Source organism: Halobaculum sp. MBLA0143, from assembly GCF_041361465.1.
Lineage (GTDB): Archaea > Halobacteriota > Halobacteria > Halobacteriales > Haloferacaceae > JAHENP01.
Genome location: NZ_JBGKAC010000001.1, coordinates 741,231 through 764,562, shown reverse-complemented (window position 1 = coordinate 764,562; position 23,332 = coordinate 741,231). Strand labels below are relative to the sequence as shown.

The window sequence follows — 23,332 nt, the reverse complement described above, 5'->3', positions numbered from 1 at the left end:
GTGTCGCGCCGTCGTCTCCTGGCCTTCGGGGTCGTCGTCGGAGCCGTCGCCGTCGCAGCCGTGGCGGTCGCCCCGGGGACGGCGCTGAGCCGGCTCGACGCACTGGCGGACGATCCGGCGGCGCTCGTAGTCGCACTGACACTCCTGGCGGTCGTGCGACCGTTCCTCGCCTGGCCGACGACACTGCTGTCTGCAGTCGCCGGCTACGGGCTCGGACTCCCCGGGGTCGTTCCCGCCGTCGGGCTCCTCACGCTGACGAGTCTCCCGCCGTACCTCCTGGGTGCGAGCGGGCGTGCGGAGTTACTGGCCGGCGACGGGCGGATCTCGACGGCCGTCGCCCGCGTCGACGCCGCCGGCGACCGGGCGTTGTCCGTCGCCGGCCCGTTCCGGTCGACCGTCGTCGCTCGGCTCGCGCCGCTCCCCTCCGACGTGATCTCCGGTGCGGCGGGCGTCGCCGGCGTCCCGTTCTGGCCGTACCTCGCCGGAACGGCCGTGGGTGAACTGCCGTGGGCCGTCGGGGCGGTCGTCGCCGGTGCCTCGCTCCACCGACTCGCCGTCTCCGGCGTCGCGGCCGCGTTCGACCCGCGGCTCGTCGCCGCCGCGGCGGTCGCCGGCCTCCTCCTGGCGGCCGCCCCGGCGTACCGCCACTACCGCGGTGACACCGCCTGATCCGTCGGCTCCCGGGCCGCCAACAACGCGTCCGCGTCGTCGTAGAACCCCGGTCGGCGGGCGACGTACTCGAACCCGAGTGACTCGTACAGCGACCGTGCCGGGTCGTTGCCCGGGTGGACCAGCAGCGTCACCCGCTCGCTGGTCGCCAGGACTCGCTCCAACAGCCGACGCGCGCGCCCCTCGCGCCGGTGCGCGGGAGCGACGACCAACTCCGCGACGTGCTGGTCGCCGTCACCCCGCCCGACCGGCAGCACGTAGCCGGCCACCGTCTCCTCGGCGACAGAGACGAACACGTCTCCGGTCGCGAGCCCGTGACACAACAGCTTCGGCGACGGTTCGCGGAGGTAACCCTGGAGGCACGACAGTGCCGACTCGTCCGCCGGCCGCCCGGGTCGGATCACACCCGTCTGGAGGGGCCGGAGTCACATCAACACCAGGGAGGCGGCGACGGCGGTGATGGCGCCCGCGACGGTGGCGAGGAAGTTCACCGTCTCGTTGCCGACGAGGTCGCCCTCGATCACGGCGCCACAGAGACTGTCGACCGTCATGCCGACGACACCGGCCGCCAGGACGATCACGGCCACGAGTGTCGTCGGTCCGCCGACTGGCATCGTCCCCGCAGCCAATCCGGCCACGAGCGCCGCACCCACGGTACCCGCCAGTTCACCCTGCCACGTCACTGCCCCGTCCGTCCCCGGCTCCACCCGTTGGAGCGTCGTGACGAGCCGCGGGCCGTCGAACAGTCCACCCACCTCCGAGGCCAGCGTGTCTGCCATCGCCGCCGCCAGCGACCCCGCGAACGCCAGCGCCCACAGCGTCGGCAGCCCGACGCCGAAGACGGTCACGGTCGAGAGGTCGACCGACCCGACGACGGTCGAGGCGCCCAGTTCCACCTCGATCACCGCGGCGTACGCGACGACTGAGACCAGCGCGACCGCGGCGTTGCCGAGAACGTTGCTCGTCCCACGGGCGCCCTCGTTCTCCTGTGCGACCCCGCGCTCCCGCTTGTCGTCGTACCGGAACTTGCTCGCCAGTCCGCCGATTCCGAAGAAGGAGATCAGCGCCGCGAACCACCCGACTCCGCCGAGAACGACCGTCACGAGCCCGAGCAACACGCCAGTCAGCATCCCCGGCACGTCCGCGGTCTGGAGCGCGTACGACACCCAGCCGAGGAACACGGTCACGCCCAGTCCGGCGGCGACGACCGAGGGCGTCACTGACGGCGTGATCGCCTGGAACAGCCACAACAGGAACCCGACGCCGACGACGACGAGCGGGTCGTCGTCGACGAACAACACGGAGCGGAGCAACGCCGCGACCAACGCCCCGACGACTGCGAGGAACGCGAACGTCGGCAGTCCGGCGTCGCTGGCGGTCGGGCTCACGAACGCGACGGCCGCCTGGACGGCCGTCCCGCCGAGGAAGCCGGTGGCGACGAACGCCGCCGTCGTGAGGAACTCGTCGCTCGTCGACGCTCTGACGAACTGACGACCCAGTCGACCGTACGCGAGCGTACACACCGCAGCGGCGAACACCGGCACCGGCATCGGCGCCTCCGGCAGCGCCGTCAACACCGCCAGCCCGGTGGCCGCGAGCGCGAACCCCGCGAGCCCGTTCAGGCGACGCTGTTTCCGGTCGGCCGGTCGAGCGAACAGCTCGAACAGCCAGCCGTCGTCGACGACGAACGCCGCCAGCAGAGCCACTGCGGCGAACGGTGCCGCCGCCGCCGGGCCCAGCGCCGGCGCCGCGAGCGCCAGCGTCGCCACGACTGCGAACCCCCCGGCCCGCCGGAGCTGCTGTCTCACGCACCGTCGTACCTCCGACGCACACTTGAACTTCCCGACACGCCCCTGGCGGGCGTGGCGTACCGAACCCCTAAAGACGGACGCAGCCGACCGTCCACTAATGCCAACCACGCTCGGAACCGCGAGCGCGGCTCCCGGGGCGTTCGACACCGGTCGGCTGGAGGTCGGTGAGACCCGCGACGGCTCCCCCGTCGAGCTCCCGGTCGCGGTTCTCAACGGTGCCGACGGCGGTGACACACTGTACGTCCAGGCCGTCAGTGACGGTGACGAACTCAACGGACTCGGCGTTCTCTCGCAGCTGCTGCCGACGCTCGACCCGACGGAGATCTCCGGGACAATTCTCGTCGTCGCGGTCGTCAACTACCACGCCTTCCAGGTGGCCGAACACCGGAACCCCATCGACGACACGAAGATGAATCGTGCGTACCCCGGCGACGAGACCGGGACCTCGTCAGAGCGGATCGCCGCCGCCACCTTCGAGGCCGCCGCCGACGCCGACCTCGTCGTCGACCTCCACCAGGGCTCCACCAGCCGGATGATCGACGAGGTGCGCGTCCGTTGTGGTCCTCGCCACCGACTCCACCGCGAGTGTCTGGAGTTGGCGAAGGCGTTCGGCGCCGGCTACGTCTTGGACCAGAAGGGCCCGGACGGCCAACTGGCCCGCGCCGGCCCCGACGAGGGTGTCCCCACCATCGACCCCGAGCTCGGCGGGGCCGTCGGCTGGGACCACGACAGCATCGACCGCGGCGTCGTCGGCATGGAGCGTGTACTCCGGTACTACGACTTCCTCCCCGGCACTGTCGACCTCGAACGCCAGACCCGCGTGTCCGGCTTCGACCAGTACGGCTCCCCCGTCGGCGGGCTCGTTCGCTTCGAGCGTGACCTCGGGGACCGCGTCTCCCGGGGTGACGACCTGTTCGTCGTCACCGACCCGTTCGGCCGCGTCCGGCGGCGAATCACCGCCGACGACGACGGTATCTTCTGGCGCAGCCGCCGACTCCCGCAGGTCGCCACCGGCGAGTACGTCTGTTCGGTCGGGACCGACGTGGACGGCTACTAACCGACATTTTTCACTCCTTAGCTGGGCGCGCTGCGCGCGCCCAGCCAAGGAAAAAATGTCGATTAAAAAGCGCTCGCTCGCTTCGCTCGCTCGCGTACTGTGGGATAGTGCCAACCGCGGCCGCTCCGCCTCCGCACCACTCCGTCTCCCCTCCGCCCCCGCTCCGCTTCTGCTCTCCTCCACATTGCTCCGTCTCCGCACCGCTTCGCCTCCGCCTCCACCTCCACCTCTGCTCTTTTCTGCATCGCTCTGTCTCTGCCTCCACCTCTGCTCTTTTCTGCATCGCTCTGTCTCTGCCTCCACCTCTGCTCTTTTCTGCATCGCTTCGCCTCCGCCCCCATCTCTGCTCCCCTGCGTCTCCGCTCTGTCTCTGCCTCCACCTCTGCTCTTCTCCGCATCGCTTCGCCTCCGCTCCCATCTCTGCTCCCCTGCGTCTCCGCTCTGCTTCCCGTTCGTCTCCACTTTGTCTCCGTCTCTGCTCCACTCCACATCGCTCCACCTCCGCACGGCCGGGTTTTCGAGAGTGCCTCGGGACACGTCTCTCTCCGCGTGCGCGTCTGCCTGTGACTTTCTCTCACCCTGCTCTCGGGTCCTCTGGTGCTCCTCTCGTAGTGGTCTGACCTGCTGTCGGCGGCTCCTCAACCCTGTCGTCGTCAGTCCGGCCCGTCTGTGCCCGCCCGCGAGGGGGTGGCACAGTCGCTTCGACTCCGGCGACACGGAGAGGTCAAAAGGCTTATTGCCGTTTTCGGGGTTCGTGGTGACAATGAGTCACGGTAGTGAGAGTGAGGAGGAGTCCCCGGCCGACTCTGTCGGCGCAGGCGGTGTTGCCTCGCTCCTGGGTGCCGTCAGGGACCGATTCGAGGTCCCGGCGCTCCTGGTCGTCGTCGCCACGATGTTGTGGATACGCCTCCGGTCGTACTCCAGGTTCGTCCGTGACGGCGAAGTGTACTTCTCGGGCAACGACGCCTGGTACCACCTCCGGTCGACCCAGTACGTCGTCGAGCACTGGCCGTTCACCATGCCCTTCGACCCCTGGACGAACTTCCCCAAGGGGACCAACGTCGGCCAGTTCGGCACGCTGTACGACCAGATCGTGGCGACGGTCGCGCTGATCGTCGGACTCGGTGATCCCTCCGCGGAGTTAGTCGCCAAGACCCTGCTCGTCGCCCCGGCGGTCGCGGGGGCTCTGACTGCGATCCCCACGTACCTGATCGGAAAGCGGCTCGCCGGTCGTGTCGCGGGGCTGTTCGGCGCCGTCGTCCTCCTCCTGCTGCCCGGGACGTTCCTCCGTCGGACGCTCGTCGGGTTCGCCGACCACAACGGTGTCGAGCCGTTGTTCCAGGCGTTCGCGGTCGTCGGGATCGTCGTCGCCCTGTCCGTCGCGCAAGAGGACCGCCCCATCTGGGAACTCGTCACCGCCGGCGACTGGGACAGCCTCCGTCGTTCGGCCGTCTGGAGCGCCATCGCCGGCGTCGCCATGGGGCTGTACCTCTGGGCGTGGCCTCCGGGTATCCTCCTGCTCGGTATCTTCGCGGTGTACCTCGTGCTCCAGGTACTGTCGGACTACGGCCGTCGCTCCCCGGACCACGTCGCGTTCGTCGCCGTCGTGTCGATGGTCGTCACGGCACTCGTCGCGCTGGTGAAGTTCGACGGCCCGACGTTCACTCCGACGAAGCTCGGCCTCCTCCACCCGGCGTTCGCGCTGTCAGTCGCCGTCTCGGCCGTCGGGCTCGCCGGGCTGGCCCGGTACTTCGAGGCGAAGACGTTCGACAACGACTGGGTGGACGACAACGGGTTCCAGGCGGTCGTCGCCGGTGCCTCCGCCGTCGCCGTCGGGCTCGTCGCGTTCGTCGACGTGACTCCGTTCGGGCTGCTCCAACAGAACCTCCTCCGGTTCGTCGGCTTCAACGCCAACGCCGCCACCCGGACCATCGGCGAGGCACAACCGTGGCTCAACTCCGGGTCTGCCCAGCAGGTAGGCGAAGCATACGCCGTGCTGTCACAGTACGGGTTCGCCCTCCTGACGGCCGTGATCGGTGCCGTCGTGGCGCTCGCGCTCCCGTTGTACCGCCGGAACGACGACGGCGACCGCCAGTTCCTCGGCGTCGCCGCGGCCGTCGTCGCCTTCGTGTTCGCCGGCAACGTCCCCGGCGTGCCGGACGTGTTCGGCGGGATCGTCGGACTGTTCGGCCTCCAGCCGCAGGTCGTGGGCGTGTTGGTGCTCGCGGGAGTCGTGTTCGCGGCCGCCGCCCGGATCCGCTACGACGCCGAGGTGTTGTTCCTGTTCGTCTGGGCGGCCTTCCTGACGATGGCGGCGTTCACGCAGGTGCGGTTCAACTACTACCTCGCGGTGGCAGTGGCGGCGTTCAACGCCTACTTCGTCCGGTTCGCTCTCGGGCTCGTGGACATCGACTTGGACAGCGGGGTGGAGGCGCCGGACGTAGAGACGTACCAGGTCCTCACGGCCGCGCTCGTCGTCATGGTCGTTCTCGTCCCGGTGTTGACAGTGCCGCTCACGCTGGGCCCGCAGAACGTCCGGACGCCGAACGCCGTCCAGAGCAGCGAGACGAGACCGAAGACCGGCTCGCTCGTGTGGGAAGAGAGCCTGAACTGGCTGTCCGACAACACTCCGGAGGAGGGCACCTTCGGCGGTGACGGCGAGGAGATGGCGCTGTACGGCCAGTACGAACGGCCGGGAGACGCCGACTTCGACTACTCCGACGGCGCCTACGGCGTCCAGTCGTGGTGGGACTACGGTCACTGGATCACGACCCGTGGCGAGCGGATTCCGAACGCCAACCCGTTCCAGCAGGGCGCCACCGCGGCTGCGAACTTCCTGCTCGCGCCCAACGAGTCGGCCGCCGAGTCGGCGCTGCTGGAACGCGGCGAGGAGGGCGACCAGACCCGGTACGTGATGGTCGACTACAAGATGTCGTCGATCACGCGGGCGGGCAACACTGCGAAGTTCGGCGCTCCGATCCTGTTCTACGACCGGGGGAACCTGTCTCGAGACGACATCCTCTACCGCCAGACGAACGAGAGCGGCGTCACCCAGACGTTCCCGGTGTACGTCAGTTCCGGGCAGGACCAGGGTGCCAGACGTGCCTTCTTCGAGAAGAAGCAACGCTTCTACGAGAGCCAGGTGACTCGGCTGTACGCCTACCACGGGAGCCGGGCGGAGCCGGTCGTCCGGACGCCGTTCGGTGACCGGGTCCTGGTGATGGACTACGAGGAGATTCAGTCGACTGGGTTCGACATCAAGCTCCTCCGGAACACGGAGAACAGCTCGGCGCTGCGGACGTTCCCCAACGTGACCGCCGCCGAGCGGTTCGTGGAACGCGACGGCTCCGCACAGATCGGCGGCTTCGGCGCGTACCCACGCGAGCCGGTGCCGGCGCTCGAACACTACCGTCTCGTCGACACCTCCGAGACGACCGCCTTCTCCGCCCGGAGCTACCAGACCGGGGCAATCAGAGAGGCACGGGCGCTCGGGCTGTCCCCCTCGCGGCTGTTCAAGACCACGCCGTCGTGGGTGAAGACGTTCGAGCGGGTGCCCGGGGCGACTGTCACCGGCACCGGCGCGGCGCCCAACGAGACGCTGACCGCCAGCGTCCAGATGCGTATCCCGGAGGCGTCCCGCGGGAACGCCTCGACGTTCGTCTACCGCCAGCAGACGACCGCCGACGCCGACGGCCAGTTCTCGTTCACGCTGCCGTACTCCACGACCGGCTACGCGGAGTTCGGCCCCGAGAACGGCTACACGAACGTCAGCGTCCGCGCGACCGGTCCCTACCAGATCGCCGGCGACGTGCGGACCAACGAGTCCACGTACGTCCTCCGCAACCAGGCGCGGGTGAACGTCTCCGAGGCCGACGTGAACGGCGCCGGCGACGGCGAGGTGTCCGTCACGCTGTCCGAGACCGTGCTCCAACGGCCGGAAGGCGCTCGTAATGGGACGAGCAGTAACGAGACGACTGCCAACGGGACGAACGGTAACGAGACGACTGCCAACGGGAGCGTCGGCACCGAGGTGACCGTCGACGAGACTGGCGGACGCGTCGGTCCGACGACGGCCGGAGACGCACCGACGGCGGTCGAGACTGTCGCGGTGGTTGCGCCCGAGACGGCAGCCGCCGTCCGCGAACAGACTGCCGCCACACCGTGATGTCGGGTGACAGCGGCGAAGCGGCGGGGAGCGTGCGGACGGAGGGCGCGACGGCCGAAGAGACGGTCGCCGACCGCTCGGAGTCGCTCCCGGGGACGTACCTCCGCGGGCTCGCGATGGGAGCGGCAGACGGCGTGCCGGGCGTCTCCGGCGGGACGATCGCCCTCATCACGGGGATCTACGACCGGCTCGTCGCCGCCGTCTCCGCCGTCGACCCGGGACTGGCACGGGAGCTGTTGGGAGAGCTGCGCGATCCGCGAGCCCTCGCCGAGACGCTCCGGGAGGCCGACCTGCCGTTCCTCGTCACCCTGGGATTGGGTGTCGTGACGGCGGTGTTGATCGTCGTACCGTCGTTGAACACGGCGCTGACGACGGCGCCGGCGCTCACGTTCGGCGGCTTCTTCGGGCTGATCGCGGCCAGCGTCGTGGTGTTGCGGAGCGCGGTGTCGTTCGCGCGGCGGCGTCACGTCGCCGCGTTCGTCGGCGGGGCCGCGGTCGCGGCGCTCGTCTCCGGCAGCGCCCGGGCGACGCTCGGTACGTCGCTGCCGGCGACGGCGCTCGCGGGGACACTCGCCGTGAGCGCGATGCTGCTGCCGGGAATCTCCGGGAGCCTGATTCTCGTGATCCTCGGACAGTACGAACGGCTGTCGGGCGCGCTGAAGACGTTCCGGGCGACGGCCCTGTCCGTGCTCCAGGGTGGGGATCCGGCGGCGCTCGTCGCCCCGGGGACGACCGTCGTCGTGTTCGTCGCCGGCGCGTTCGTCGGGCTGTTCACCGTCGCGAACGTCGTCAGGCGGGCGCTGGCCCGAGACGAGACGACGACGATGACGTTCCTGATCGGGCTCGTCGTCGGGGCGCTGCGGGCACCGATCGCCGGGACGACGGACGCGCTACGAGAGGCTGGGCGGGCCTGGAGCCCGGAGGTCGCCGCCGTCTTCGTCGGCGGAGCCGTCGTCGGAGCGGCGCTCGTGCTCGTCTTGGACCGGGCCGCCGGCGAGGTCGAACTGGCGTAGTCGCGGCGGGGGACCGTCGGACACTTGTCTCCGTGCGTATCACGACCGGTGTGAGCAGTCAGCGCGACGATCCGGACGGGGAGACGGTCCACGAGGAGGTAGTGCGGGCGAGCGGTCACGAGAACGTCACTGCGGCACACGAGAGTACGTTCGAGGTGACGACGGACGACTGGCTGACGCCCGCGGGTGACTGTATCCTCGCGGTCGAGGCGGACGCCAGTCCGGCGGCGTTCGACCCGGCGTTCGTCGAGGCGTGCCAGACCACGGACGCCCGCATCGAGGCGACTGTCACGGTCGGCGAGCGGACGTGGCAGGCCGTCGGCCGGGGGGACCCGCGACTAACGTTCGACAGCGACCGGAGTCTGGTGTGTCGGACGAGTGACTACGTCGACGACCGGACGGTGATGCTGGAGGCGTCCGGGGCGGCGGCGGATCTGGACCGCGAGGCGGTCGAGGCGCTGTCCGAGGGGGCGGCGCTCACGCTCCGGCTCCGAGTGTCGACGCCGTAGTCGGGTTAGACCGGGAGCGAGAGGTCGAAGAACGTCACGACGAAGGCCACGCCGGCGAGGAAGAAGCCGACGGCGAGAACGACGAGGACGATCACGAACACGGCGAGCACGGGCTTGTCGGCGGCGCCGGAGACGAGTCGGTCCCTGATCCGTGGGCCGGTCGGCACGTCGGTACGGTCGGTCCTCGCGTCGCCGTCGGTGTCGCTCACTGTCGGCCGTGGGTGGGCTGGGGACATAACCCGCACGCTCCGTCTGCCGCCACCGGGTTCGGGTCGTGTCCGGGGCCACACGGCCGGCGTGCCTGGAGGTGACCGAGCCCTGCGGTTCGCCGTCGCCACTGTCAGAGGCGGAGTGAGAGAGACAGCCGTCCCCGTCACGCCTGCCGGGGCGCCACCGGAGCCGGGGCTACGACGGGGTCGTCGGTGGGGACCTCTCCCGTCGAGTAGTGAAAACGAGCGGGGTGCTGGTGTACCCTGTCCGGGACCCGGCGGCGTTCTCGTACGCGTGCGAACGCGGAGAGAGGTGCTCCCGTCACCCCCCTCGCCGGACACGCGTGAGGTGTCTCTGGGCGGCACACGGGAGCTGGCGGCGACGCGTCTGGCCGTGTGAGCAGCGCCTTTCGCAAGGTTTATCAATGTGAGCGCTGTCGGTACTGTTGCAATGGCGACTGGAACCGTTGACTTCTTCAACGACACTGGCGGCTACGGATTCATTTCGACTGAGGACTCGGACGAGGACGTGTTCTTCCACATGGAGGACGTCGGTGGTCCGGACCTCGAGGAAGGCCAGGAAGTCGAGTTCGAGATCGAACAGGCAGAGAAGGGTCCGCGCGCGAAGGACCTCACTCGCCTGTAAGGTCGCTCGATTCGCGGCATCGGGACACAACGACGTTCTCCGTCTCACGACGGAACCGGCTCCTTTCTTGACACCGACGAGCCACAGGTGTGTACGGACTAACACCGCGACGACACGGGGAGTTTATGCGTCGGTGTCGTCGACTGTGGGTACGGTGGCGATGACGAGCAGTTACCCCCGCCGAGCCCCTTCTGACGAGGCCACCACCCGAGCCACCGTTCGATCGAGGTTCACCAGATATCAGTTCGGATAGCTGGATTCGGGGTTTTATATTCTCGAGTAACAACCTCAACCTATGTCACAGCTACTAGAAGATCGGACGGCAGTCGTGACCGGTGCGGCGAGCGGCATCGGCAGGGCAACGGCCCGTCGGTTCGCGGAGGAGGGAGCCGACGTGGTGGTGGCGGACGTGCGCGAGCAGCCACGGTCTGGGGAGACGCCGACGGCCGAACTCGTCCGGGCGGAGACGGACGCCGGGGCGGTCTACTGCGAGTGTGACGTGCGCGAGATCGACGATCTCCGCGCCGCCGTCGAGGCGGCAGACGAGTTCGGCGGCGTCGACACGATGGTGAACAACGCGGGCGTCACTGGTCCCATCGGGCCGTTCCACGAGGCCAGCGTCGAGGCGTACGAACGGGCGCGGTCGATCCTCCTCGACGGCGTGTTCTACGGCTCGAAGGTCGCCGCGACGAAGATGTTGGCCGACGGGACAGAAGGCGTGATCGTCAACGTCGGGAGTGCGCTGAGCGTCGAAGGGTACGCCAATCAGGTTCCGTACGCTGGCATGAAGGGTGGAGTCGAGCAGTTCACCTACAGTATGGCCGCGGACCTCGGGCCGGAGATCCGTGTGAACGCGGTGCTGCCGGGGCTGACGGAGACGGCGATGGCAGAGACCGACGCCGGAATGATCGACAGTTCGGTCGAAGAACAGTTCTGGGCGCACACGCCGCTCGACCGGACCAGCCGGCCAGGAGAGATCGGTGACGCGGCCGTCTTCCTGGCCAGCGATATGGCGAGTTTCGTCTCCGGCGAGTCGTTGCTCGTCGACGGCGGACTGACCAACACCGGCTGGGTACCGAATCGGCGCGAGTGAGCGTCAGGCGGTCTCCCGTTCACCCACGTGAGCCCGCAGCGTGTCCACGTCCTTGTTCCCGGCCCCGGTGTTGAGCAGTACCACCGTATCGTCGTCCCCGAACACCCCCCGCTCGGCGAGTTCGAACGCACCGGAGACGGCGGCCGCACACGTCGCTCCGACCTCGATCCCCTCGCTCCGTGCGACGGTGACGGCGGCGTCTAGGATCGCCCGGTCCGGCGTCGCGACGGCGCCGCCCCCGCTCTCGTCGATGGCGTCCAACAGGAGCGGCGAAGCACCGGGGTCCGGGACTGCGATACCGTTGCAGGCGGTGTCGATCTCTGTGGCTGGCACCGCCTCGTGGCGCGTCGCCCCCGACTCCCAGGCGTCGACCACCGGCGCACACCCCTCTGCCTGCGCGGCGTACAGCGCCGGTCGATCGTCCACGAGCCCGAGGTCGCGGAACTCTCCGACGCCCTTGTGGACGCCGAGTAGTCCGACGCCGCCCCCGGTAGGGTAGACGACGGCGTCCGGGCTCTCGAAGCCGAGCTGTTCGGCGATCTCGTGGCCCATCGTCTTCTTGCCGTCGTGCCGGTACGGTGTCACGAACGTCTTCGTGGAGTACCACTCCTCGTCCGCCGCCGCCGTCGTCTCCCAGTAGGCGTCGCCTGCGTCCGTGATCTCCCCGTCGGCCACCCGGAGGTCGGCGCCGTGGATCTCCGTCATCGCCTTCTGGGTGAAGCCGGCGCGGTCCGGGAGGAACACGTGTGCCGCCAGGTCCGCTCGGGCGGCGTACGCGGCAGCCGCCTGACCGGCGTTGCCGGCGGAGTTGAGCGCGACGCTGTCGGCGCCGTGGCCCGCCGCGGCCGTCACGGCCGCGCTCTGGCCGCGGTCCTTGAACGTCCCCGTCGGGTTGCGTCCCTCGTCTTTCAGGTACACTGCCTCCACCCCCATCTCCTCGGCGAGCGACGGACACGCCAACAACGGGGTCGCCCCCTCGCCCAGTGACACCGCCGTCTCCCGCGGGAACGGGAGCAGTTCCTCGTAGCGCCACATCGAGTCGAACGGCCGCGTCGCCAGTTCTTCGGCCGTGAGTTCTACCCCCGACAGGTCGTAGCTCGGGTCGAGGATCCCGCCGCAGTCGGGACACTGGTGTGTGACGACCGCCGGGTCGTGGTGTTCGTCACAGTCGACACACCGCAGCGTCTCGAACGCCGTCGTCGTCTCGAACGACTGAGAGCCCATGCGGGTCCGCTCGGTCGGCCGGCAGTAACCTCTTTCTGTCCGACGGCGGCCCACTCGCGTTCCACCCGGGGGCTGGGAGCGCCGGGCCAGAGGGTAACAGTCCGCCGCCGCCACCGCCGGGGAGCAACGACGGTGCCGGGGTCGGGGTCGCCGTCGGCGTCGCTCCCGTTGGTGGCTGCTCGCCCGGCTGCTCCGTGTTCGGGGGTGTCGTCGCGGTCGGGGTCGGAGGCTGGGTGGACTGTGGCGTCGCAGTCGCCGTCGGTGTCGCCGTCTCCGGCGGGGCGACCGCCTGGAGGAACGCCGTGTCCGTCCTGGTTGCCCCGTCGTCGTCCGTCACGACGACCCGAACCGCGTGCCGGCCGGTCGTCTGCGGGGTAAACTGCGCCAACGGGCCGGTCGTCGACAGCTGTCGCTCTTGGCCGTCCGGCGGCGTGACCGTCCACTCGTAGTCGACGATCGTCCCGTCCGGGTCCGTCGACCCACCGGCGTCGAGGTACACCGTCGTCCCGACGGTGACGGTCCGGTCTAACCCGGCCTCCGGCCGCGGCGGCTCGTTGGCCGTCGTGCGTGTGTCGGTGCCGAACTGTGCGGCGCCGACCGGCACCGCCAGCAAGAGCAGGGTGACGACCGTCGCGTTCAGCGTCCGTCGTGTCTCCATCGGGGCGTGTGGTCCCGGGATGGTACTTGAAGCTGGGGAGGCTCGGGGGCGGCTCAGGGGGATGCAGCTTCGCGCTCCGTCTCTCCTCTAGTTGCTGCGCCGACCGCGGCGACGGTGACGAGCACCCCGACGATTGCAGCTGCGAGACCCCGAGCGTTCCAGAACCACAGGACACTGATAGCAGAGAGGTTGAGCACAACTGCCGTTAGCGCCAGCCACCGAGTTGCGCCCTGCCGCGTCGTGTCCGCCACGAAGGCCGCGAACGACCCGAGAGCGATTGCCGTCCGAAACGAGCCCTGGGCTTCAGCGTAGACACTCTCTTTGCCGGTGAGATAGAGGAATGCCGGTACTGGCTCTGCTGTACCTGCGAACGGGTCTCCGACGGCAGTATACGCACCGAGGACCACGCACACCACCACACACGCCGAATAGCCGGCGAGGCGTTCAGGTTCACGGACATCAGTATCGATGAGCCGAGCCAGTCTGCTCGGGAGAGATGAACTGTGCCCGTCGGAACGAGACAGGAGTGCTAACAGCCCCACCGTCCCCGTTAGAACAGCACCGAGCCCTGCGAGGGAGAGCAACTGAACCCCGAATCGTAGTTCACCGAGCAGGAAGACGACACCTGTTCCCGACAGTACACCGAGTAGGAGTGTCCGAGTTCGATAGCTAGCGTAGCACACAGAGGCACCGGTCAGGAAGTACCCCAGCGATTGGTAGTAGTACGGCTCCGCCTCATTGACTCCGAGAAGGTACTCGACAGTTGCGAACGTGCCCGCTCCGAGGTATCTGAGGGGTGTAAACCAGCTCACGAGAGCGATAGCGATCAGACCCCCGCCGACGACGATGGCCGGTAGTCGACTGTACTTTCGGACACTAGCCACCTTGTCGGCCGCTGTACTGCTTTTGATCAAACGAGATCACCTGATCTTCGTACGTGTTGTTCCGGAGGTGCCGATTGCGTCCTGCTGGCCGTCCCCGCCGACGAGTGCCGGAGTTCGTCTCGCGTTGCGAGAGTGGAGCCGCCCCCGTGGTCTAGCTGTGTAGAGCGTGATTGATCTTGGCTACGTACTTATATCCAGGTGGTGTGGAACTCAATCCAGAGTAGTTTCGGATCGCCCGTCGAGTACGAGCGCGACGACGATCACGGTGAGTAACGCGCCGACCGTGGCGACTGTCGCGGTCCAGAGGCTCGGGTACCAGAGGAAGGTCACGGCACCCGTGTTGACGACGAGTGCGAGTACCGTGAGCCACCGAATCTCGCGGTATCGCGTGGCGTCAATGACGACGACAACGAATACTACGGCTACAGCAACGGCCCAGAACTGTATCCGTGTTTCAGCCTGCGCCTCCTGTCCACCAACGAGAAACGCAATCCCTGGGGTAGATGCGCTTGTCCCTGGCGAAAGTGTGGGCGTTTCAATTATGAGCACTAAAATGGCAATGCACACAGTCACACCGACGAGGAGCACACACGCAGCTACCGCAACTCGGCCAAGCGTCGTGTTGCCACGAAAGTGAAGTCGATCTCCACCGGTATCTACACCTCTACTGTTGGAGACTTCGTATAGAACCGTAGATAAAAACAGTGGTATAAATAAGGCAAATAAAGTGAAAAACGTTGCTTGTTCGCTTGCACTAAGAGCATACCGCAGTTCAGCGGAAATAATTACACTACCAGATACGGCCAACGTGCGTCGAGAGAGACTATGTCTGACCTGTTGAGTGAATATAACTGCAACTCCTGAAAAGAGTAGAAATAGAGGAGACCAGAAATGCTCCGGCAGGGACTCAGGTTCAAAAAAATACCAGAACTTTGTGACTGTTCTCACGGGTTTTGACAACGTGTAGACGGAGTAGTAGATCGGAACCGTTGCTACAAGGATTGCAGGAAGTGATCTCCAGCCGAGGTTGTTATTCACCCTCACTGTTCCCGTGAGCGTCCATCACCTGGTTTTCACCCGGGTTGTGCAGACCTGTCTGTGCCGGCCAACTTAGATTTGTTGCACATTAGCAACCGCACAGAGTAAACTCAGTCCAGAGTCGCCTCGGTTCGTTCGTCGAGCACGAGCGCAAGCACGATCACGGTGAGCAGTGCGCCCACTGCTGCGACGGTCGCGGTCCAAAATGTATAGTACCAAAAGAACATCATCCCAGCGATGTCGACGGCGAGAGTAATAGCTGTTAGCCACCGCACTTCGCAGTGTCTGACCGCGTCGGCGACGACGGCGACGAACATTACCGCTACAGTAGCAGCCTGGACCGGCACTCGGGCTTCGTAGGCGGCTGCGTCAGAGCCAGTGAGGTACACGACAGCGACTGGTGATCCCGCCAACTTTCCGAGCAGTGGGCTCTCTCCGAGCAACAACACGGACAGGAGTGACCCTGCGACTCCCGCGAAGAGAAGGACACAAGCGACAATTGCTAGAGCTTCGAACAAACTACTCGGCGGAAGTCCGAGGGGCTCCTCGCTTGGGCTCACCTCGCCGTCGAAGACCTCGAAAGAGAGCACAGAGACGAGGTAGAGAGAAACTAGAACAGCGAGTATCTGGACACTCGCGTCGTCGAAGTATCGAAGTTCTGCGGCTGTGAGAACAGTCCCTGTGGCAGCCAGCGTGTACCGGGTGAATCTTCGTCTAGCACTTAGTGAGTAAGAAATAAATATTCCAAATAGCAGTAAGAATAGTATCATCCAGAAAGCATTGCTTCTTGAAGGGTTGCCTAATAAGTAAGTCACAGGCATTCTCCCGAAAGAGGGGAAAGAGAACAGAGAGAGCAGAGCAAACATCACGATGAGTACAGCGACGGCTAAGCCGGGGACAGCTCGTCGGTCTGACCACCAACGGGAGCCGCCCGTCATCCACTGAATGGTTCGCCTCCGTACCAGATGCCGTGTTCGTTGTACATGATTCCGATTGGGTCCTGCTGGCCCTTCTCGCTAGCGAGTGGTGCGCTCCGTCCTGTTGTGCGGGAGTAGTAACGTTCTTACTGATATAGTTATACCGGATAACTTAGTTCTAATTGTGTATTTATAATCAGGCGGGGAAGAGTCACTCTGAATGGGTTTCCGATCGCTCGTCGAGCGCGAGCGCGACGACGATTACGGTGAGCAGTGCGCCCGCTGCTGCGACTGCCGCGGTCCAGAAAGTGTAATACCAGAAGAAGCTCGTTCCACCGATGCTGACGACGAGCGCCACGACTGAGAGCCACTGTAACTCACGGTTTCGGACTGCATCAGCAACGACAGTAACAAACACAAGTGAAACTATTACAGCACGGAACACACTCCGCGCCTCATCGTGGACCTCCTCAGGACCGACAAAATACACGATTCCAATCCGAGATCCCGCCAGGTCACCGAGGAGTGGACTTGCCCCAAACAGCACTGACAAAGCTGATGTAACTACACCTACAGAAAGAAGTATGCAAGAAACAAGAGCTACTAGCTCGAACAAACGCTGGGGTGTCAGTTCAACCACGTCTGTGCTCGTCTCATCTCTCTTGCTTTCGTAGATTTCAAATAGCAGTAATGATAAAAGAAATATTGAAAGTAAAAAAATGATAATCTTTGTAAATGCGTTAATATCGAATCGTAGCTCTGTGACGACGAGTATCCCACCAGCAGTGGCTAATGCGTAGCGCGGGATTTGACGTTCAATTTTTACTGAGTAAGTAGTGAGTATACTCATAACTGACATCATGAACAGTGTCCAGAACTGGTCTCCCATACTGTACACACCAAGTAGATAGTCAACCGCACTGTTTTCTCCACTGATTGAATTGTATGCGCCAATAAAGACTATTAAGATTATAATAGCAGAGACAACAAAGCCTGGGACGGCCCGCCAGTCTGGTGTGTTCAAATTATCAGACATTATCCACTATACGGCTCACCCCCGAACCAGATACCTTGATCGTTGTACATATCGTTCGCTGACGAACCGGCCGCCCAACCGGTGTCAGACCGTCTTATCGTTGCAAGGTGGACTACGTACAGGTGATCTGTCGATGACGACTGCGGCTCTCTGTAGTACACTACACTCCCGGAGTCTTTGTCCTGTTGTGCTGTGGAGGATCGAACGACTCCCTCAATGAGTGGGAGGTCACTTAGGCAGTCGCGATTAGTGAGTTGAATTGCTTTGACTTGCCCTGACTGCGCACCACTAGTCCGGGCCCGTTTATGAACAGTTTCGCTGTCGTTACCGTTGAGGTACTTCAGTCCGCTCTCAGTCACCCGACCAACAACTTTGCCGGACTCGTTGACCATCTCGTTAGAGTAGCCTGTATCTTCGTTTCCGTCGTTCAGCCGGAGGAGGGCTGCGTCGTGTTTTCGGAAGTCCGCTGCGGCTGATCCGAGTGTCGTGCCATTGCGTTGCCAGGTTGAGACATCGATACTATCTTCACAGTAGCCATCTTTGTTTTTGTCAATAAAAGTATGTCTCGCAGATAGCATGTGGTACGCTCCATTGTACACCACTCGGCATCCGATTGTCCCCGCTTGATGTATCGTCGTCACACTCAGCCCACCATAGATACTCTCTGGGTTGATTCGACAGTAGTCGTCACTCGCACAGTCGTCGCCGGTCTGTTCTGACCGGCCGGCCATATTGGTAACGACAGGCACCCCGTCCACCGAACTCGGAATCGACTGCGCGTGAACCGGGTCTGTTACCTCCACACTCACAGCCTCCGCACGGAGATCACCGATGGTCCGGTCGGCCGACACGATCCCGATACTCCGGACACCATCGTTGTCCTCGTGGGCGTTCATCAGCTGTTCTTTCACCCGGGTCGCGCGCTTCGTCTGTTGGAGCCACCGCTTGCTCACCCGCTCGGTGCCGCGCGCTTCGTCCCGTTGTGCGAGGGTGGTGATCGTCGTCTCCCGTTCTCCTATCGCAGCGACGGCTGGGACGGTCCCGACGCCCGCGAGCGCGGTCGCTGCCGCGCCGGTCTGTTCGAGCACGTCGCGTCGACTGACACCGCTGTCGTTGGACTCCTGCATACCTGTCGGGGGTGCCGCACCCGTCTTATTATTTTCTAGCTCTAGCCGTATTACACAGCGGTATTGACTACTATGCTGTTGCACAGACGAGCAGAAGTAACTGTCGCAGGGCACTCGGCGAAACCCCCGAAACCCTCACGAACGTTCCTTGTGAAGCCATAGCAAGTCATTTCACCGGTCGGTGGCAAGTATCGCTGACGGCCTCACTGAGGCCAGGAACAACTATGACCGACGACGAACTCATCTGGCGAGTCGCTGGCGGCTCCGGCGACGGGATCGCCTCGACCAGCCAGAACTTCGCCAAGTCGCTGATGCGCGCGGGGCTGAACGTGTTCACGCACCGACACTATCCCTCGCGGATCCGCGGTGGCCACACGTACGTGGAGGTACGGGCGTCCGCAGACCCGGTGAAGTCCCGGGGAGACGGCTACAACTTCCTCCTCGCGCTGGGTGACTCCTTCGCACGGAACCCCCAGGAGGAGGCGTACTACGGCAACGAGGAGGTGAAACCGCTGTCGGAGAACCTCGACGATCTGCGCGAGGGTGGCGTGATCGTCTACGACTCCGGACTGGTCGACACCGACGAGGTGCCGGACTTCGAGCAACGGGTCGAGGAGAACGACTGGCACGTGTACGACGTGGACCTGCGGTCGATGGCCCGCGAACACGGACGGGAGGTCATGCGCAACACGGCCGGCGTCGGCGTGACGGCCGCCATCACCGGGATGGATCTCTCGTACATCGAGGCGCTCATGCGGGACGCGATGCCGGAGAAGATCCTGGAGCCGAACCTCGAACTGTTGGAGCTCGGCTACGAGCACGTCCAGGAGGAGTACGACGCCGACGCGCCCGACGTGTCCGCTCCGGAGGGAGAACACGAGGAAGAACAGGTGCTCATGTCCGGGTCGGACGCCATCGCCTACGGCGCTATCGACGAGGGCTGTCGGTTCATCGCCGGCTACCCGATGACGCCGTGGACGGAGGTGTTCACCATCATGAGTCAGAACCTGCCCCAGTTGGGCGGGATCTCCGAGCAGGTGGAAGACGAGATTGCGGCGGCCGCACTCGCCATCGGTGCGAGCCACGCCGGCGCGAAGGCGATGTCCGGCTCCTCGGGCGGTGGCTTCGCCCTGATGTCGGAGCCGCTCGGGCTCGCGGAGATGTCCGAGACACCGATCGTGCTCGTCGAGGCGATGCGCGCCGGCCCCTCCACCGGGATGCCGACGAAGCCGGAGCAGGGGGACCTGGAGCACGTCCTGTACACGAGCCAAGGCGACAGCCACCGAGTCGTGCTCGCGCCCGGCACCGTCCAAGAGTCGTACGACCACGCCCGTAGGGCGTTCAAGCTCGCCTACGAGTACCAGATCCCGACGATCCTGGTGTACGACCAGAAGCTGTCGGGCGAGTCGACGAACGTCCCGGCGAGCCACTTCGACCGCGAGCCCAACCCGTCGCTCGGGAAGACGCTCACGGAGGCGGAGCTGGAAGACGAGCCGCACACGCCGGACGGGAAGTTCCACCGCTTCCAACACGACGTCGACGACGGCGTGAGCCCGCGGTCGATCCCGGGGCAGAAGGGTGGTCGCTACCTCGTCACCGGTAACGAACACAACCCGTCCGGCCACATCAGCGAGGACCCGGACAACCGGGTCGCGCAGGTGGACCGGCGGTTGGAGAAGGAGACGGCGATCCGCGCCGATCTCGACGACGACTCGCTGTTGGCGCCGTACGGTCCGGAGGAGGCGGAGTACGGCATCCTCACGTTCGGGAGCCAGCAAGGGACCGTCGAGGAGGCGGTCGATCGGTTGAACGAGCAGGGCCACAGCGTCAAGGCGCTGGCGGTCAACGAGCTCGCTCCGTACCCGGTCGACCAGGTCAGCGAGTTCCTCGCGTCCGTCGAGGACGCGATGGTCGTCGAGATGAACGCCTCCGCACAGTTCCGGGGGCTCACCCAGAAGGAGCTGGGGCGGTTCGGAGAGAAGCTCCACTCGCTGTTGAAGTACAACGGCAACCCGTTCGAGCCGGCAGAGATCGTCGAAGGGTTCGAGACAAGCATCGTCGAGGACGGGGAGCTCCCCGGCCACGAGACGAAGTTCGTTCCCGCTGCAGGGGACTGATCTACAATGAGCGCGTTCAGTGCATTCGACGACGACCGCGAGATCGAGCAGGAAGAGTACACGCCAGGGGTCGAGCCTCAGCCGACGTGGTGTCCGGGCTGTGGTGACTTCGGCGTGCTGAAGGCCCTCAAGGGTGCGATGCCGGAGGTCGGCCGCACACCCGAGGAGGCACTCCTCGTGACCGGGATCGGGTGTTCCGGGAAGCTCAACAGCTACTTCGACAGCTACGGGTTCCACACCATCCACGGTCGGTCGCTGCCCGTCGCTCGGGCGGCGGCGGTGACGAACCCGGAGCTAGAGGTGGTGGCCGCCGGCGGTGACGGCGACGGCTACGGGATCGGTGGCAACCACTTCATGCACACCGCCCGGGAGAACCACGACATGACGTACATCGTGTTCAACAACGAGATCTTCGGGCTGACGAAGGGGCAGACCTCCCCGACGAGTCCGAAGGGTCACAAGTCCAAGACCCAGCCGTCCGGGTCCGCGAAGGACCCGATCCGGCCGTTGTCGCTGGCGCTCACCTCCGGCGCCTCCTTCGTCGCCCGGACGGCGGCGGTCAACCCCAACCAGGCGCGCGACATCCTGGTGGAGGCGATGGAACACGACGGGTTCGCCCACATCGACTTCCTCACCCAGTGTCCGACTTGGAACAAGGACGCCAAGCAGTACGTCCCGTACAAGGACGTGAACGAGGACGACGAGTTCGACTTCGACCCGACGGACCGGGCGGAGGCCCAGGAGATGATGCGCGAGACCGAGGAGAAGCTGTACGACGGGGAGGTGCTGACGGGCGTCTACTACCGCGACGACGACCGTCCCTCCTACCAGCAGGAGAAGCAGAACATCGGCGAACTCCCGGACGAGCCGTTGGCGGAACGCTACTTCGACGACGACTACGAGTGGGAGCGCTCGGCCGACCTGTTCCTCGACAAGCACAAGTGACGGGCGTCTGACCGAGAGGTCGGACGACACCTCGTCTTCTCCAAGCCGGGGTAGACAGTAGCAACTGGGGACAGAACAGTCTCGTGGCCGATCTGATCGGACGTTCGAAGTTCGTCGATGATTTCACTTCGCAACGATAACAAACTTCACACTCCACGAGAGCCGATAGCCTACTGTGACGATGGACACCGACCACTACGACTTCGACCTCGGCCCACGCTCCACCGAGCGGCAGCAGTCGTTCCTCGACACACTGCTGGCGGCGTGCGACGGCGAGGTGTCTGGGCGAACGAAGTTCATGAAGTTGGTGTTCGTGCTCGAACACTTCGATCCGGCGACGGGGAGCTTGGTCTCCGAGCCACGGTTCGGTGTGTTCGACGACTTCCACATCTACGATTACGGTCCGTTCAGCGGGGACGTGATGGACGCCTTCGACGAACTGAAATCAGACGGCGTCGTGTCGGAGTCTGACGAGTATATCAACGGTCGACGTGGCAAGGTGATCGAACAGAACGGCGACATGGACACTGGGTCACAGTTCGAGACGGACGACTTCGAGGAAGTCGTCGAACAGTTCGGAGACGAGACGGGATCGACACTCGCCGGCGAGTCGCTGGAGCTACTCGGGATCGACCCATCAGAGAGAGAGCGGTACCGCCACACCGACGTATCGGAGATCGTCCCGTGACCGGCGTCGGCGTCGAGCCGGCTCGCTTCCCGCGTTAACTCTGAGCTGTTTCTCTTCTCGTCGGTGTCGAACCAGTCCGACCGGAGTTCTGGCTTCCGGTGTCCCAGTTGCGTCTTCCGTGGCGATCTCGCCGACGGGGACCCCGGGCGAGTAGGATCGTCGGTGGTGTCAGACGTGGTAGTTGGATCCGTCAGGCGCGACGTTCGACGCGCGCGGTCTCGTCACTCGGGTCGCTCACACCGACCGTTCGACACTCCACAGCAGTGACGCGTCACCGTCCAACACGGTTCCCACCGCGCGACGTTCCAACACCGATTTACGGGGGCTACCGGTAGACACACCCATGACAGACAACGTCGTCGTCGTCGGCTCGGGGTACGCCGGTGCCGGTGCGGTGAAGGCGTTCGAAGAGGCAGTACAGCCGGGAGAAGCGGAGTTGACCTGGATCTCGGACACGGACTACCACCTCGTGCTCCACGAGGCACACCGGTGTGTCCGGGACCCGACGGTGGAGTCGAAGATCACGATCCCGGTCGAGGAGATCAAAGACTCCCGGACGGAGTTCCGGGAGGCGCGTGTCACCGGGCTGGACGCCGACGCTCGGGAGCTGGAGTTGGACGACGGCGAGACCGTGCCGTACGACTACTGCCTGCTCGCCGTCGGGACGCGAACGGCGTTCTACGGGATCGACGGGCTCCAGGAACACTCGCTCACGCTCAAGAGCCTCGAAGACGCCCGCGAGATCAACCGCACGGTGTCGGAGGCGGCCGACGCCGCGACGGCCGACGACGCCGCGGAGGTGGTCGTCGGTGGCGCCGGGCTGTCGGGGATCCAGACGGCCGGCGAGATCGCCGAGCTGCGGGACGAACGCGGGGCGAACCTGAACGTCACCTTGGTCGAGGGGTTAGACGAGATCTTCCCCGGCAACGACCCGGAGATCCAAGGGAAGCTCCGGAAGTACCTGGAGAACGCGGACGTCGAGATCGAGACCGGGGAGTTCATCTCCGAGGTGGACGCCGAGACGGTGTACGTCGGCGGTGGCGAGGACGAACCGCCCACGGAGATGGAGTACGACGTGTTGATCTGGACCGGCGGGATCACCGGTCGCGACGAGTTCGCCGGCGCGGACGTGGAGAAAGACGAGCGGTCGAACCGTGTCCACGCCGACGCCACCTTCCAGACGAGCGACGAGCGCGTGTTCGCTATCGGCGACACCGCGCTCGTGGAGCAGGGTGAGGACAATGTGGCGCCGCCGACGGCACAGGCCGCCTGGCAGGCCGCGGAGGTGGCCGGCGAGAACCTCGCGCGTCAGGTCCGGGGGGCGCCGCTGAAGTCCTGGACCCACGACGACAAGGGGACGCTGATCTCCGTCGGCGAGCGGGCGGTCGCACACGACGTCGTGGGGATGCCCATCTCCACGTTCGGCGGGCTGCCCGCAGTGTTCCTGAAGAAGTTCGTCGCCGTCCGTTGGATCGCACAGGTGTCGTCCGTCGGTCGGGCGGTCGGCGCCTGGACGGACATGTGAG

At 65.4% G+C, this 23,332-nt stretch carries 21 protein-coding genes; 11 read left to right on the top strand and 10 right to left on the bottom strand.

The window, feature by feature from the left end:
* A complete protein-coding gene (locus tag RYH79_RS03975) occupies nt 1-669 on the top strand; it encodes a TVP38/TMEM64 family protein (RefSeq protein WP_370896469.1) in 669 nt (222 codons plus the stop codon).
* On the opposite strand, the gene RYH79_RS03970 is transcribed toward RYH79_RS03975, so the two are convergent.
* Nucleotides 648-1,073 (bottom strand): GNAT family N-acetyltransferase, encoded by a 426-nt coding sequence (locus RYH79_RS03970; protein ID WP_370896467.1) that lies wholly within the window; start codon nt 1,071-1,073, stop codon nt 648-650. The two genes, RYH79_RS03975 and RYH79_RS03970, sit on opposite strands and share 22 nt — an antisense overlap.
* Nucleotides 1,074-1,094: 21 nt before the next feature.
* The gene (locus tag RYH79_RS03965) at nt 1,095-2,477 is read right to left on the bottom strand and encodes a DUF92 domain-containing protein (protein WP_370896465.1); all 1,383 of its coding nucleotides are present in this window, start codon (nt 2,475-2,477) and stop codon (nt 1,095-1,097) included.
* Between the two features lie 100 nt (nt 2,478-2,577).
* Here RYH79_RS03965 and RYH79_RS03960 point away from each other — a divergent pair, with 100 nt between their 5' ends.
* The 4 genes from RYH79_RS03960 (at nt 2,578) to RYH79_RS03945 (ending at nt 9,224) form a co-directional block, all read left to right on the top strand.
* Complete coding sequence (locus RYH79_RS03960) at nt 2,578-3,537, top strand: succinylglutamate desuccinylase/aspartoacylase family protein (protein ID WP_370896463.1); 960 nt, start codon at nt 2,578-2,580, stop codon at nt 3,535-3,537.
* 763 nt (nt 3,538-4,300) lie between these two features.
* Complete coding sequence (locus tag RYH79_RS03955; protein ID WP_370896461.1) at nt 4,301-7,702, top strand: oligosaccharyl transferase, archaeosortase A system-associated; 3,402 nt, start codon at nt 4,301-4,303, stop codon at nt 7,700-7,702.
* Nucleotides 7,702-8,715 carry a DUF368 domain-containing protein gene (locus tag RYH79_RS03950; RefSeq protein WP_370896459.1) on the top strand — a complete coding sequence of 338 codons (1,014 nt, stop codon included), beginning with the start codon at nt 7,702-7,704 and terminating at the stop codon, nt 8,713-8,715. Before RYH79_RS03955 ends, RYH79_RS03950 begins: the two co-directional genes overlap by 1 nt.
* 50 nt (nt 8,716-8,765) lie before the next feature.
* On the top strand, nt 8,766-9,224 hold the full coding sequence (locus RYH79_RS03945) for a DUF371 domain-containing protein (RefSeq protein WP_370896457.1): 459 nt from the start codon (nt 8,766-8,768) through the stop codon (nt 9,222-9,224).
* A gap of 5 nt (nt 9,225-9,229) precedes the next feature.
* On the opposite strand, the gene RYH79_RS03940 is transcribed toward RYH79_RS03945, so the two are convergent.
* Nucleotides 9,230-9,433, bottom strand: coding sequence for a hypothetical protein (locus tag RYH79_RS03940; protein WP_370896455.1), 204 nt, complete (start codon nt 9,431-9,433; stop codon nt 9,230-9,232).
* A 451-nt stretch (nt 9,434-9,884) separates the two neighbouring features.
* On the opposite strand from RYH79_RS03940, the gene RYH79_RS03935 reads away from it, so the two are divergent.
* Together RYH79_RS03935 and RYH79_RS03930 are read left to right on the top strand one after the other, a co-directional pair.
* On the top strand, nt 9,885-10,079 hold the full coding sequence (locus RYH79_RS03935) for a cold-shock protein (RefSeq protein WP_370896453.1): 195 nt from the start codon (nt 9,885-9,887) through the stop codon (nt 10,077-10,079).
* Between the two features lie 295 nt (nt 10,080-10,374).
* Complete coding sequence (locus tag RYH79_RS03930; protein ID WP_370896451.1) at nt 10,375-11,172, top strand: SDR family oxidoreductase; 798 nt, start codon at nt 10,375-10,377, stop codon at nt 11,170-11,172.
* 3 nt (nt 11,173-11,175) lie between these two features.
* On the opposite strand, the gene RYH79_RS03925 is transcribed toward RYH79_RS03930, so the two are convergent.
* The 7 genes from RYH79_RS03925 to RYH79_RS03895 all read right to left on the bottom strand — a co-directional run bounded on the left by RYH79_RS03925 (nt 11,176) and on the right by RYH79_RS03895 (nt 18,056).
* Nucleotides 11,176-12,396, bottom strand: coding sequence for a threonine synthase (locus RYH79_RS03925; protein WP_370896449.1), 1,221 nt, complete (start codon nt 12,394-12,396; stop codon nt 11,176-11,178).
* The gene (locus RYH79_RS03920; RefSeq protein WP_370896447.1) at nt 12,335-13,054 is read right to left on the bottom strand and encodes a PKD domain-containing protein; all 720 of its coding nucleotides are present in this window, start codon (nt 13,052-13,054) and stop codon (nt 12,335-12,337) included. Before RYH79_RS03920 ends, RYH79_RS03925 begins: the two co-directional genes overlap by 62 nt.
* Before the next feature lie 53 nt (nt 13,055-13,107).
* Nucleotides 13,108-13,938 (bottom strand): hypothetical protein, encoded by an 831-nt coding sequence (locus tag RYH79_RS03915; RefSeq protein ID WP_370896445.1) that lies wholly within the window; start codon nt 13,936-13,938, stop codon nt 13,108-13,110.
* Between the two features lie 210 nt (nt 13,939-14,148).
* Complete coding sequence (locus RYH79_RS03910) at nt 14,149-14,526, bottom strand: hypothetical protein (RefSeq protein WP_370896443.1); 378 nt, start codon at nt 14,524-14,526, stop codon at nt 14,149-14,151.
* Between the two features lie 560 nt (nt 14,527-15,086).
* Nucleotides 15,087-15,791: a hypothetical protein gene (locus RYH79_RS03905; RefSeq protein WP_370896441.1), complete on the bottom strand. Its 705-nt coding sequence runs from the start codon at nt 15,789-15,791 to the stop codon at nt 15,087-15,089.
* A gap of 313 nt (nt 15,792-16,104) precedes the next feature.
* Nucleotides 16,105-16,782, bottom strand: coding sequence for a hypothetical protein (locus RYH79_RS03900; RefSeq protein ID WP_370896439.1), 678 nt, complete (start codon nt 16,780-16,782; stop codon nt 16,105-16,107).
* Between the two features lie 146 nt (nt 16,783-16,928).
* Nucleotides 16,929-18,056 (bottom strand): hypothetical protein, encoded by a 1,128-nt coding sequence (locus tag RYH79_RS03895; RefSeq protein WP_370896437.1) that lies wholly within the window; start codon nt 18,054-18,056, stop codon nt 16,929-16,931.
* Between the two features lie 224 nt (nt 18,057-18,280).
* Here RYH79_RS03895 and RYH79_RS03890 point away from each other — a divergent pair, with 224 nt between their 5' ends.
* The 4 genes from RYH79_RS03890 (at nt 18,281) to RYH79_RS03875 (ending at nt 23,331) form a co-directional block, all read left to right on the top strand.
* Entirely contained in the window at nt 18,281-20,173 is a 1,893-nt protein-coding gene (locus tag RYH79_RS03890) for a 2-oxoacid:acceptor oxidoreductase subunit alpha (RefSeq protein ID WP_370896435.1), read from the top strand.
* A gap of 6 nt (nt 20,174-20,179) precedes the next feature.
* On the top strand, nt 20,180-21,118 hold the full coding sequence (locus RYH79_RS03885; protein ID WP_370896433.1) for a thiamine pyrophosphate-dependent enzyme: 939 nt from the start codon (nt 20,180-20,182) through the stop codon (nt 21,116-21,118).
* 175 nt (nt 21,119-21,293) lie between these two features.
* Complete coding sequence (locus RYH79_RS03880) at nt 21,294-21,806, top strand: hypothetical protein (RefSeq protein WP_370896431.1); 513 nt, start codon at nt 21,294-21,296, stop codon at nt 21,804-21,806.
* Nucleotides 21,807-22,149: 343 nt separating this feature from the next.
* Nucleotides 22,150-23,331: an NAD(P)/FAD-dependent oxidoreductase gene (locus RYH79_RS03875; RefSeq protein ID WP_370896429.1), complete on the top strand. Its 1,182-nt coding sequence runs from the start codon at nt 22,150-22,152 to the stop codon at nt 23,329-23,331.
* Nucleotide 23,332: the final 1 nt, after the last annotated feature.

Bases quoted from the DNA above. Each gene is read 5' to 3' on its own strand.
- RYH79_RS03960 (WP_370896463.1), top strand. From the start codon at position 2,578: ATGCCAACCACGCTCGGAACCGCGAGCGCGGCTCCCGGGGCGTTCGAC.
- RYH79_RS03955 (WP_370896461.1), top strand. From the start codon at position 4,301: ATGAGTCACGGTAGTGAGAGTGAGGAGGAGTCCCCGGCCGACTCTGTC.
- RYH79_RS03950 (WP_370896459.1), top strand. From the start codon at position 7,702: ATGTCGGGTGACAGCGGCGAAGCGGCGGGGAGCGTGCGGACGGAGGGC.
- RYH79_RS03935 (WP_370896453.1), top strand. From the start codon at position 9,885: ATGGCGACTGGAACCGTTGACTTCTTCAACGACACTGGCGGCTACGGA.
- RYH79_RS03930 (WP_370896451.1), top strand. From the start codon at position 10,375: ATGTCACAGCTACTAGAAGATCGGACGGCAGTCGTGACCGGTGCGGCG.
- RYH79_RS03925 (WP_370896449.1), bottom strand. From the start codon at position 12,396: ATGGGCTCTCAGTCGTTCGAGACGACGACGGCGTTCGAGACGCTGCGG.
- RYH79_RS03920 (WP_370896447.1), bottom strand. From the start codon at position 13,054: ATGGAGACACGACGGACGCTGAACGCGACGGTCGTCACCCTGCTCTTG.
- RYH79_RS03900 (WP_370896439.1), bottom strand. From the start codon at position 16,782: ATGGGAGACCAGTTCTGGACACTGTTCATGATGTCAGTTATGAGTATA.
- RYH79_RS03895 (WP_370896437.1), bottom strand. From the start codon at position 18,056: ATGCAGGAGTCCAACGACAGCGGTGTCAGTCGACGCGACGTGCTCGAA.
- RYH79_RS03890 (WP_370896435.1), top strand. From the start codon at position 18,281: ATGACCGACGACGAACTCATCTGGCGAGTCGCTGGCGGCTCCGGCGAC.
- RYH79_RS03885 (WP_370896433.1), top strand. From the start codon at position 20,180: ATGAGCGCGTTCAGTGCATTCGACGACGACCGCGAGATCGAGCAGGAA.
- RYH79_RS03875 (WP_370896429.1), top strand. From the start codon at position 22,150: ATGACAGACAACGTCGTCGTCGTCGGCTCGGGGTACGCCGGTGCCGGT.